The sequence below is a fragment of the Deinococcus sp. genome (assembly GCF_030523985.1).
GTDB lineage: Bacteria > Deinococcota > Deinococci > Deinococcales > Deinococcaceae > Deinococcus.
Map to the genome: position 1 here is coordinate 1 of NZ_JAUNHK010000087.1, position 10,921 is coordinate 10,921.

11 protein-coding genes are annotated in these 10,921 nt (G+C 68.1%); 6 read left to right on the forward strand and 5 right to left on the reverse strand.

All coding sequences use genetic code 11. The annotated features are described in order from the left end of the window. Positions 1 to 15: 15 nt before the first annotated feature. Positions 16 to 1,527, reverse strand: coding sequence for a carboxypeptidase M32 (locus Q4C89_RS11545; protein WP_303102764.1), 1,512 nt, complete (start codon positions 1,525 to 1,527; stop codon positions 16 to 18). A gap of 97 nt (positions 1,528 to 1,624) precedes the next feature. On the opposite strand from Q4C89_RS11545, the gene Q4C89_RS11550 reads away from it, so the two are divergent. Continuing rightward, entirely contained in the window at positions 1,625 to 2,521 is an 897-nt protein-coding gene (locus Q4C89_RS11550; RefSeq protein WP_303102765.1) for a DUF1206 domain-containing protein, read from the forward strand. A gap of 10 nt (positions 2,522 to 2,531) precedes the next feature. Here Q4C89_RS11550 and Q4C89_RS11555 read toward each other — a convergent pair whose 3' ends face one another. Further along, positions 2,532 to 3,587: a bifunctional nicotinamide-nucleotide adenylyltransferase/Nudix hydroxylase gene (locus tag Q4C89_RS11555; protein ID WP_303102766.1), complete on the reverse strand. Its 1,056-nt coding sequence runs from the start codon at positions 3,585 to 3,587 to the stop codon at positions 2,532 to 2,534. A 61-nt stretch (positions 3,588 to 3,648) separates the two neighbouring features. Here Q4C89_RS11555 and Q4C89_RS11560 point away from each other — a divergent pair, with 61 nt between their 5' ends. Next, the gene (locus Q4C89_RS11560; RefSeq protein ID WP_368493237.1) at positions 3,649 to 4,728 is read left to right on the forward strand and encodes an LptF/LptG family permease; all 1,080 of its coding nucleotides are present in this window, start codon (positions 3,649 to 3,651) and stop codon (positions 4,726 to 4,728) included. Further along, positions 4,725 to 5,843, forward strand: coding sequence for an LptF/LptG family permease (locus Q4C89_RS11565; protein ID WP_303102767.1), 1,119 nt, complete (start codon positions 4,725 to 4,727; stop codon positions 5,841 to 5,843). Before Q4C89_RS11560 ends, Q4C89_RS11565 begins: the two co-directional genes overlap by 4 nt. 25 nt (positions 5,844 to 5,868) lie before the next feature. On the opposite strand, the gene Q4C89_RS11570 is transcribed toward Q4C89_RS11565, so the two are convergent. Both Q4C89_RS11570 and Q4C89_RS11575 read right to left on the reverse strand, forming a co-directional pair. Further along, positions 5,869 to 6,390 carry a GNAT family N-acetyltransferase gene (locus tag Q4C89_RS11570; protein ID WP_303102768.1) on the reverse strand — a complete coding sequence of 174 codons (522 nt, stop codon included), beginning with the start codon at positions 6,388 to 6,390 and terminating at the stop codon, positions 5,869 to 5,871. Beyond that, on the reverse strand, positions 6,387 to 7,265 hold the full coding sequence (locus Q4C89_RS11575) for a carbon-nitrogen hydrolase family protein (protein ID WP_303102769.1): 879 nt from the start codon (positions 7,263 to 7,265) through the stop codon (positions 6,387 to 6,389). Before Q4C89_RS11575 ends, Q4C89_RS11570 begins: the two co-directional genes overlap by 4 nt. A gap of 117 nt (positions 7,266 to 7,382) precedes the next feature. Between Q4C89_RS11575 and def the strand changes: the two genes are divergently transcribed. Genes def through Q4C89_RS11590 form a run of 3 tightly spaced genes read left to right on the forward strand, consistent with a single transcriptional unit; the run spans position 7,383 to position 9,697 of the window. Next, on the forward strand, positions 7,383 to 8,087 hold the full coding sequence (def, locus tag Q4C89_RS11580; protein ID WP_303102770.1) for a peptide deformylase: 705 nt from the start codon (positions 7,383 to 7,385) through the stop codon (positions 8,085 to 8,087). Continuing rightward, positions 8,084 to 9,034: a methionyl-tRNA formyltransferase gene (gene fmt, locus Q4C89_RS11585; protein WP_303102771.1), complete on the forward strand. Its 951-nt coding sequence runs from the start codon at positions 8,084 to 8,086 to the stop codon at positions 9,032 to 9,034. Before def ends, fmt begins: the two co-directional genes overlap by 4 nt. A 45-nt stretch (positions 9,035 to 9,079) precedes the next feature. Then, positions 9,080 to 9,697, forward strand: a complete 618-nt coding sequence (locus tag Q4C89_RS11590; RefSeq protein WP_303102772.1) for a hypothetical protein — start codon at positions 9,080 to 9,082, stop codon at positions 9,695 to 9,697. Between the two features lie 6 nt (positions 9,698 to 9,703). Here Q4C89_RS11590 and Q4C89_RS11595 read toward each other — a convergent pair whose 3' ends face one another. Next, positions 9,704 to 10,516 carry an EamA family transporter gene (locus Q4C89_RS11595; protein ID WP_303102774.1) on the reverse strand — a complete coding sequence of 271 codons (813 nt, stop codon included), beginning with the start codon at positions 10,514 to 10,516 and terminating at the stop codon, positions 9,704 to 9,706. Between the last annotated feature and the right edge of the window lie 405 nt (positions 10,517 to 10,921).

The following is a 10,921-nucleotide window of genomic DNA, read 5'->3' on the forward strand; positions in this document are numbered from 1 at the left end:
GTCAGGCGGTCAGACTCATACCCCGTACAGCGCCCCGTATTTCTCGCGCAGGTACTTGAGGTATGGCGCGGCGCTGAGGGCCTGCCCCGTCGCCCGCTCCACCAGGTCGCTGGGGGTATAGAGGCGGCCATGTCGGTACACGTTTTCGGTCAGCCAGGAGCGCAGGCGCGAGAAGTCCTTGCAGGCAATGTCCGCCTCCAGGCCGGGGTTGGCGGCCTCGGCAGCGGCGTAGAACTGGGCGCTCAACACGTTGCCGAGGGTGTAGCCCTGAAACGCCCCGCCGATGGTGCCGAAGTACCAGTGAACGTCTTGTAGCGCCCCGTCGGTGTCGCTGGGGGCCCGTAGGCCCAGGTTCTGCTCGTAGGCGGCGTGCCAGGCGTCGTTCAGGTCACGCACCGCCAGCTTGCCCGAGAGCAGGTCACGTTCCAGCTCAAAGCGGGTGATGACGTGCAGGTTGTAGGTCAGTTCGTCGGCGTCGGTGCGAATCAGCGAGCGCGAAACGGTGTTGACGGCGCGGTGCATCTCCTCCTCGGTCACGTCCCTCAGTTGCTCCGGGAAGGTGTCGCGCCAGTCTCCGAAGTAGGCCGCCCAGAACGCCCGCGAGCGGCCCACCAGGTTTTCCCACAGCCGCGACTGGCTCTCGTGGACACCCGCGCTGACGCCCCCGCCCAGCGGCGTGCCCAGGAACGCCTCGTCCACGCCCTGTTCGTAAAGGGCGTGCCCAGCCTCGTGCAGCGTGGAATACAGCGCCTCGGTAGGGTCGTTTTCCTTGACCCGCGTGGTAATGCGGACATCGTGCCCGCCCAGCCGCGTCATGAAGGGGTGATGCGTGAGGTCCTGGCGGCCCCGCGTGAAGTCGTAGCCATAGTCGCGGATGACCCGCTCTCCGAAAGCCAGTTGTTTGTTCTGGTCAAAGCCCCGCGCCAGGAAGTCGGTGCGTGGCGCTCCGGCGGCAATCACGGCGTCGGCCAGCGGCACCAGCGCCCCCCGCAATTCAGCAAAGACCTGCCCGACCTGCTCGGCGGTCATGCCCTCGTCGGACTCGTTGATGTAGTAGTCCATCGGGTCGGCAAATTCGGGAAAGTAGCTCGCAGCTTGCAGGCTCAGGTCGAGCGTCTTTTCGAGGTACGGCACCATCCGCCCGAAGTCGCCTGCGGGCCGCGCCTCGGTCCAGGCGCTGTAGCTCTGGCCCAGGTGTCCGCTGAGGTCGCGCACCAGGGCGGCGGGCAGGCGGGTGGCCTTCTCGAAATCCTGCCGGGCGACCGCCACCATGCGGGCCTGTTCGGGCGAGAGGTCGCTGCGCCCGGCGGCGGCGTCGAGTTGCTTGCCGTACTCGGCATCGGTGGCGCGGGCGTGATGCAGACCAGCGAGCAGACTTTGCTGACGCGAACGGCCCTCGGCGGCTCCGGCGGGCAAAAAGGTGCTCTGGTCCCAGCCCAGCAGCGACCCGATGCCGCCCAGGTCGGCCAGTTCCTGCCAGTGCGCGGTGAGGGCCTGCCACTGCTTGTCGTCTTGAGTTGGGGTCATCTCCCAGAGAGTAACGGTCAGGTACAGGCAAAATCATCACCTTTCCCTGAAGCCACCTGACACCCGGCGCGGCGGCGCGGCAGGCACACTGGGGCAAATGGCAAATCTGAAGGAAGTCGGCACTGAGCTGCGTGACGCCGGAGCCCAAGCGGTGCAAGGGGCCACGCAGAGCGTTCAGGAAAGCGTGGAGCAGGGTGTACGCCACGCCGCGCCGGGTCTGGAGGCGCTGGCCCGTTTCGGCTATGCCAGCAAGGGCGTGGTCTACGGCACCATCGGCCTGCTGGCACTCAATCTGGCACTGGGACGAAGTGGTCAGGTCACCGATTCTCAGGGCGCCCTGACCCGCATCCACGACCTGCCGCTGGGCGGGCTGCTCATCTGGCTGCTGGTGGTCGGGCTGCTGGGCTACGCGCTGTGGCAACTGCTGCGGGCACTGCTCGACCCCGAGGAGCAGGGCAACGGGCCCAAGGGCCTGCTCAAGCGGGCCGGGTACGCCGTGAGCGGGCTGACCAACTTCGGGGTGGCGTACTTTGCCTACCGCCTCGCCACCCAAGCGGCGGTCACGGCGGGCGGCAGCACCCAGAAGGACCTCGCCTGGCAGGTGCTCGACTGGCCCGGCGGTCAAGTCTTGCTGGGCCTGGCCGGACTGGTGATGCTGGTCGTCGGCGGGGTGCAGGTCGCCAACGCTGTCAGCGGCAAGTTCATGAAGCGCATTGCCCTGCACGACTTCGCCGCCCGCCACGCCGAAACGGTGAGGCGCGTCGGGCAGGCGGGCATCGCGGCGCGGGGCGTGGTGCTCGGAGCGGTGGGCGTTTTCCTGCTGCTCGCCGCCTGGAAGGGGAGTGCCAGCGGCGTGCGCGACACGGCGGGCATCCTCAACTGGCTGCACGACCAGGGCAGCGCACTGCTCGCCGTCGTCGCGCTGGGCACCCTCTGCTATGGCGCGTGGTGCTTCGTGCAGGCGCTCTACCGCCGCATCAGAATCGGAGACTGACGGGTGGCCCCTACCCCCGCATCAAGAAGTGCTCGATGATGGCGTGGTGGTCCTCGAAAAAGAGGTCGGGCCGCCCCAGCGCCTCGTTGAAGGGAAGCCAGAACGCTTCGGCGGCGTCGGCGGCGGGGTGCAGGCCGGGCAGTGCCCCCAGCCCCAGGTCGAAGTGAAACGCCTGCGTGACCGTGCGCCCGCGCTGACTGCGGTCAGGGTAGTCGAAGACCGTCTGGGCGCGGAGGGCCGCCGTCAGGTCGTGCTCGGCGGGCAGTCCGGTTTCCTGGCGCACGCTGCGAACGGCGCAGGCCAGCAGCGTTTCCCCGAATTCCAGCAGGTCGCCGGGCAGCGCCAGCAGGCCGCGTCCGGGGCGGGCGGCGCGGCGCACGGTCAGGACATGCCCGCTGCGCGTGACCACCGCGTCCGCCGCCACGAACACGGGCGGGGCCGGGGACGCCTGCCACGCGGCGCGGTACTCGCGCAGATAGTCGTACTCGGCCCGCAGTTCGGCGTAGTCGGGCGTCTGGCGAAACGCGTCCAGAAAGGCGTGGACGGCGGGCGGCACCATGCCGCGCACGTCCTCCAAGCGGTCCTCGAAGTACGCCTTGCGAACATCGGTCGCACTCAGCGGGCTGACCACATGCGTCGGCAGAAATTCCCAGGCCGGAAAGGAGCGCAGGTAGTAGCTGCTCTCGTCCTTGATGTGCCCGACCAGCGCCACGTCACGGCTGCCCCCCGTGTGGGCCGCCACGCCGCCCTGCACCTGCGAGAGCCACAGCGACTCGTTGTAGAAGAAGTCGCGCACCTGCACGAACCGCAGCCGCCCGGCCTCCACCCCGACCTCGGCCAGCATCGCCAGAATGACGTCCTGCCTCTCCTGGGCCGTGAAGGGATTTTTGGTGTTGCGGGCCGCCCGTGCCGAGCCGATGACCACGATCAAGGTCTGAACACTCTGCAACGCCCCTTGCATCACCAGCAGGTGCGCCTGATGCGGCGGCTCGAAGCGCCCGATGTAGACGCCAAATTCGCGGAGGCGGGGCAGCGGTTCGGGGGGCAGGGAGGCCGGTGCGGTCATGGCCCCCATTGTGTCAGGGCTTTTCCTGATCCTCATGGAGTCGCCCGCTAGAATCTGGCCCGTGCCGTCCATCCTGCCGCGTTATGTCCTGCGAGAAGTCCTGAAGATGTACGGGGCAGGCTTGGCGCTGATGTTCGCCCTGCAAATGGCCGACACCCTCAGCAGTACGGTGGGCAAGGCGCTCAGCTACCACGCCAGCGCCGCCGAAGCCGGAGCCGCCTTCATCGCCATTTTGCCCAGCATCGTCAACCGTTCGCTGGTGCTGGCGGTGCCGTTCGCCATCTTGCTGGGGCTGTCGCGGCTGCAAAAGGACTCGGAACTCAAGGCGAGCTTGGCGGCGGGCGTGCGGCCCCTTTCGCTGGCCCTGCCACTGCTGCTGCCTTTCGCGCTGGTGGGAGTGGTGGCTTTCTGGAATGCGGGCACGGTGGTTCCGGCGGGCCTGGACAAGTGGGACAAGACTTGGTACGGCATCTTCGGCATGTCGGCCCCCATTCCCAGCCGCGACAACTACACCTACGCGCCGCCGGGAGCGCTGTACTACGCCGGGCGGGTGACTGGCCTGGACACCTCGGCTGCGCCGAACGCTGCCGCACAGCCGCACAGGGCGGCGCAGCTCGGCGGGGTGATGGTGCAGCGCGACGGCGCGGTCTACACCGCCAACTCGGGCACCTGGGACGCCACTGCGCAGACCTGGACGCTGGATTCGCCCTGGGTGACCAAAGCCGGGCAGCACCCGCAGCAGGTGGCGGGCGCGGTGGTGCTGCCGCAGCGCGATGCCCTGCAACCCCCACCCGCCGACCCCAAGAAAATCAGCACCGCCGAGTTGCGCCGCACGCTGGCGGGCACCGCCCTGACCCGCGAGGGACGGCGGGACTACACCTACCAGCTCGCCTCGCGCTACGCCGACCCCTTCACGCCCATCGCCTTCGCGCTGGCGGCGGCAGCGCTGGGACTGCTGGTGCGTAACCAGGCGGCGGCGATGGCGGCGGTCATCGTGTTTATCGCAGGTTTTTATGCCGTGTGGATCACGATGCCGCAGCTCGCCCGCGCCGGAGCACTCGACCCCACACTGGCGGCCTGGATTCCCAGCCTGATTTTTGTGGCCCTGGGCCTGGGGCTGGCCTGGCGGGTGAACCGATGAAACTTTTCGAGCGCTACGTGCTGTCCGAGATTTTGCCGCCGCTGCTGGGGGCGCTGGCGGTGGTCATCCTGCTGTTTCTGCTGGCGGGCCTGGAAGAAGTCATCGGGCCGCTGCTCGCCAAGGGAGCCAGTCCGGTGCTGGTGGCGCGGCTGCTGGCGCTGACCGTGCCCGAAGCCCTGGCCCGCGCCCTGCCCATCGGGCTGATGTTCGCCACGCTGCTGGGCCTGTCGCGCCTCGCCTCGGATTCGGAAATCAAGGGGGCGCTGGCGGGCGGTATTCCGGTCACCCAACTGATGCGCCCGGTGCTGACGCTGGCGCTGGGCGTGGCGGCGCTGTCGTTTCTGATCGGCGAAGGCTTGCGGCCCAAAGCGTACTCGGAGTCGCTTAAGGTGCAGCAGCAAATCGTGTTCGACAACCCGCGTGTAGCGGGCCTGGGGGCCACCGACGCCAGCGGGCAGAGCTTGGTGCTGACCGACGCGCTGGGCCGCGCCATCAGCGTGGGCAGCGTGGGCGCAGGCGGCGAACTGCGCGACCTGCGAATCGTGGTGATGCAGCCCGGGCAAGCTCCCCGCGAGGTCATCACGGCGCAGTCGGGCACGCTGACCCCCGGCAGCAACGTGCTGGAACTGCGCGACGGGCAGCGCGTGACCTACCAGAACGCCCGCCCGGTGACGGTGCTGACCTTCAGGACGGGCCGCCTCCCCGTGCAGGACGTGCAGGCCAGTTTCGCCAAGCAGGAACGCAGCAGCACCGAGCAGGCCGGCATCATCAACCAGCCGCTGCGCGACCTGTGGAACCGCACCCAGGCCTACCGGCAGCAGGGCGTCCCCGCTCCCGCCGAATTCACGGCGCTGCACCGCAAGATCGCCGAACCGCTGGCGGCCCTGGCGCTGAGCTTTTTCGCCGTCAGCCTCGCGGTCTTTTCCTTCCGGGGTGGGCTGAACCTGGGCTTTACCTGGGCCATCTTGCTGGCCTTTGCCTACTACGCCACCTGGAGCGTGTTTCGCATCATGGGTGAAAACGGCGGGCTGCCCCCGGTGGTCGCCGCCTACGCCCCCGACCTGATTGCGGTGGTGGCGGGACTGGCGCTGCTGTGGCGCTCGGAACGGCGCTGAGGAACCTCGTCAGGGCTGCCCAGTTTCAAAGTCGCAGGGTCATGTGGTGCAGCGCGTGCCGCCCCCCGTCCGCACTGGCGACGGCCCCCGGCTGCACGCCCCAGGTCACGAAGCCCCAGCGTTCGTAGAGGCGCAGGGCGGCGTGCTGGGTGTCGGTCACGGCGAGTTCGATGTGTTCGACCCCTTCCCAGCGGCGCACCTGGGAAATGGCGGCCCGCATCAGCGCGTCGGCGCAGCCCTGACCACGGGCCTGGGGCAACACGCCGACCCCCACGATTTCGGCGCGGTGACGCAGGGCCGGGCGGGTTTCGCGGGTCAGGGTCAGGATGCCGACCAGTTCGCCCGCCAGATAAGCGCCGTAGGTCATGTGATGGTCGCCGGGGGTCAGGCGCTCGGCCACCGTCGCCAGCCGCCGCCCGGCCCATTCCTCGGCGGTGGTGACATACGCCAGTGGATCGGATTTGAGCAGCGCCAGCCGCACCGCGAAATACGCCGAAGCCTCGGTGGGCCGCAGCACCCGCACCACTGCCGTCGCGCCTCCGGTCACGCCCGCTTCCCCGTGACGCGTTCCAGCGCCGCCACCCGGTCACGCCAGTTCAGAACATGCCCGTCCTCGCGCACCCGCCGGGTCAGGGTGAAGTCCAGCGAGTGCACCAGCCAGCCGGGGGCATTCCACTCGCCCCGCGCCACCACGCCGTCTTCGGGCAGCCCCAGGTCGGCGGGGGCGTAGAGGCCCGCTTCGCCCACCGCGTCCTCGATGGCGTAGCTCCACGGCGCGTCGGCCAGCAGCGGCGCGTGCAGGGCGTAACACTGGTTTTCCAGGGCGCGGGCCATGCTGCCCACCCGTACCCGCGTGAACCCGGCCCGCGAGGACGTGAAACTCGGCACGACCAGCAGTTCCGCGCCCTGCCCAGCCTGGGCCTGAGCAAGATGCGGAAACTCCGAGTCGTAACAGATGGCGATGCCGAATTTGACGCCGTTCGCTTCGAAGACCTTCACACCCGCACCGGGGTCAATGTGCCATTCCTCGGCCTCGAAGCGCGTCATCAGCAGCTTGTCCTGATGGCCCAGCGGTCCCTGCGGCCCGAAGACGTGGGCGCGGTTGACATAGCCCGCCCCCTGCGCCTGTGGCAGGCTGCCCGCCACGATGGTCAGCCCGTGCTCCCGCGCCAGCCGCTCGTGCAGGGCCAGAAAGTCCGGCAGCAAAGCCTGTAAAGCCGGACGCATCCCGATGATGTCGTGGTGCAGTTCGGCGGGCAGCAGGCTGACGAGTTCCAGCGGCGCGTACTCGGGAAAGACGAGCAGTTCGGCCCCCTGCGCCGCCGCGTCCCCCACCCAGCGCGAGAGTTTGGCGGCGTATTCGTCCCAGGAAGTCAGAAAGCTGACCGGATAGGCAGCGGCGGCGACGCGCAAGGTGGACATACCGCCCAGCATACGGGCAGTGGCGGCGCGAGTCAGTGCGACTTTTTCCAGTCGGCGATGAAGCCCTCCAGCAGGTGACAAAACCGCTTCGGGGCCGCTGCACTAAACTGCGGCATTGTGACTGCGCCCGACTCTGCCGAAACGCCCGCCACCGAATCACCGCTGACCTTCGGCGGCAAGCCCCGCGTCTATCCCATGCGCCTTTATGGTGACCCGGTGCTGCGCCGCAAGGCCAAGCCGCTTTCCCCGACCGACACGCTGCAAGTGCCCGGTTTTGCGCCCCAGACCGTGCGCGAAGTGGCCGACACCATGCTCGAAACCATGTTCGAGGAACGGGGCGTGGGCATCGCCGCGCCGCAAATCGGCCTCCCGGTGCGGCTGTTCGTGGCGGTCGAGTACGCCGACGACGAGGAAGAAAACGAGGGCCAGGAAAAGCCGCTGCGTTCGCGGGTGCTGCGTGAATACGTGATGCTCAACCCCGTCGTGAAGGCGCTCGACAAGAAAAAGGACAAGAGCTATCAGGAAGGCTGCCTGAGCATTCCCGGCATCTACGAAGAAGGCGTGCCCCGGATGCGCCGGGTATCGGTGACGTATACCGACCTGGACGGCGTTCAGCGCACCCTGGAAGCCGAGGACTACCTCGCCCGCGTGTTTCAGCACGAAACCGACCACCTCGACGGCAAGCTGTTTCTCGACCACTTGCCCGCCGTGGTCACCGAAGACCACCGCCGCGAGCTGCTCAAGATTCAGCAGGCGTCCAAGAACTTCCTGTCGCATCTGGCGCACTGGAACAGCACGGCGCACCTGCGGGAGACCCTTTGAGCCGCCTGCCCAAGGTCGCCTTTTTCGGGTCGCCCGCCTTCGCGCTGCCCGTGCTGGAGGCCATCCGCGCCGAGTTTGAAGTGGTGCTGGTCGTCGCGCAACCCGATAAACCTGTCGGACGCGGCCTGAAGCTGACGCCGCCGCCCGTCGCCGCCCGCGCCGCCGAACTGGGCTTGCCGCTGGCCCAGCCGAAAAAACTGCGGGGCAACGCCGAGTTCGCCGCCACTTTGCGCGACTCCGGCGCAGACGTGGCCGTGACCTGCGCCTACGGCAAGATTTTGCCCGCCAGTGTGCTGCAAATCCCGCGCTACGGCTTTCTGAACACGCACACCAGCCTGCTGCCGCGCTACCGGGGGGCCGCGCCGATTCAGTGGGCCTTGATCGGCGGCGAAAGCGTGACGGGCACGACCATCATGCAGACCGACGAAGGTATGGACACCGGGCCGATTCTGCTTCAGGAGCCGTTACCGATTGCGCCCGAGTGGACGAGTCTGGAACTTTCCGAAGCCCTCAGCACTCAGGCCGCCGGGCTGATCGTGCGGGCGCTGCATGACCTGGATGCGCTGCGGCCCCAGCCCCAGGACGAGGCGCAGGCCACGCACGCCCCCATGCTGGTCAAGGAAGACGGCTTCGTGCGCTGGCAGGATCCGGCGCAGGCGGTGGTGGACCGCTACCGGGGCGTGGCGGCGTGGCCCCAGACCACCGCTTTTTTCGGGGGCAAACGGCTCAAGCTCGCCGGGCTGAGCGTGGGCGCAGGGCAAGGTCAGCCGGGCCAGATTCTCGGCAGCGGCCCCGAGGGGCTGACCGTCGCCTGTGGCAGCGGAGCCGTCCTGATTCGCACCGTGCAGCCCGAAGCCAAAAAGCCCCAGCCCGCGCAGGTCTGGGCGCAGGGACAGGACGTGAAGGTGGGCACCCGCTTTGACCTGTGGGAACCTGCCGCGCCCTGACCCCGTCCCAGGGAACCTGCCGCGCCCTGACCCCGTAACAGCGGCATGTCCCCCCTTCAGTTTCCCCTGACGCTGGAATTCAAGTTCAGCATCTTCACCGAGTTGCAGGTTCACGACGCGCAGGGGCGGCTGCTGGCCTACGTCCGCGAGAAGACCTTCAGTGTGCGCGACGAGGTCAAGGTCTACACCGATTCGTCGCGTCAGCGCCAGACCCACGGCATGAAGGCGGAAGGATTCATGGCGGGCGCCCTGGACTGGAAAGCCAAACGCCGCATCCGCCGCACTGACGGCAGCGTGGTGGGCGCCCTGCAAGCGCAGGGGATGCGCACCCTCTGGGCCGCCGGATACGAACTGCTGGGGCCACAGGGCGAGGTGCGCTTCGTCATCCGCGACGACCAGCCCTGGCTGAGCCTGGTGGAAGGGGCCGTAGACGCCATTCCCTTCGTGGGCGACTTCGTGGCGATGGGCTTCGACTATTTCGTGAATCCGACGTTTACCGTCAGCGACTCGGCGGGCACGGCGGCCTACCGCGTCCACAAGAAACGCAGTTTTCTGTCCCGCCGCTTTCAGGTCGAGGAACTGCGCCCCAGCCCCGCCCAGGACGACGAACTGGTGCTGCTGGGCCTGATTCAGTTGGTGCTGCGCGAACGCGAACGCGGGTAATTCGACTCAGCGCCCAGACAGCAGCAGCGCCCCCGCCAGCGCGAAGGCCACGCCGACCCACTGGGGCAGGCGCAGGTGCTCACGCAGCACCATGACCGCCATCAGGGTGGTGAAGGCCGGGTAGAGGCTCGACAGCAGCGCCCCGATTGCCAGCCCGCCCCCCTGCACGGCCAACAGGTAAAACAGGTTGCCCAGCATGTCGCCGGGAAAAGACGCCAGAATCAGGCGCGGATGTTCCGGTTTCAGGCCCAGCCGCCGGGCCGTGAGCGGCACGATGACCGCCGAACTCGCCACCCGCGCCGCCGCCAGCGTCCACAGCACGCCGGGGGACTCGGCCTGTCCCAGCAGCACGAAGAAGAACCCGAACCCCAGGCCCGCCAGCAGCCCCAGCGGGACGCCGCTGCCCTGCCCCCGGTCGCCGGGCTGAAAACTGAGCAGCGCCGTGCCCACCAGCACACCCGCCGCGCCCAGCCAACCCAGTGCGCTCAGGCTTTCGCCCGCCAGCAGGCCGACCACCACGGGCACCACCGCCGAGAGCGCCCCTGTGCCCACCGACACCGCGCCCATCGGCCCCAACGCCAGGGCACGGTAGAAGGCCAGCACCGAGACCAGCCCCACCAGTCCCGCGCCCATGCCCCACAGCAGGTCGGCGGCGGGCGGAACAGGCTGACCCAGCAAAAACGCCAAACCCAGCAGCGCCAGCGCACTCAGCGGATGGGTGAGCGCCACCACCCGCAGCGGCGAATCGCGCCGACTTGCCAGCCCCGCCAGAAAATCGCCCACGCCGTAGGTCAGGGCCGACAGCAGGCCAGCCGCCACCGGATTCAAGAGGAACGCTCCAGCATCAGGCCGTCAGTGTAGGCCAGAAGGGGGCGGCTTCAGGGCTCACCGGGTCAATCCCCAACCGTGACGCCCTTCCCGATGATGCGTCGATAAACCGTTCGCACAACTTGCCGACGTGAGCGCTGGATATTCTCCTCTTCGGTTCCAAACGTCAGCAACATTCTTCCAGGCCCAACAACAGCCGAACGAGGGACATCCATGAACGAGAAAACCCGCCCTGAACACTCTGCGCCTTGTCCGGATGAATCAGGAGTCGTCGATGCCCACGAGGCTGCGCGGCCAGAAGAGGAGCAACTGAACCGCCGCCGTTCTTCCTTGGGTCCTGACGTCATCGCCAGTGTGGTCAAAAGACAGGAGAAGAATGTTTGAATTTCTGCTTAA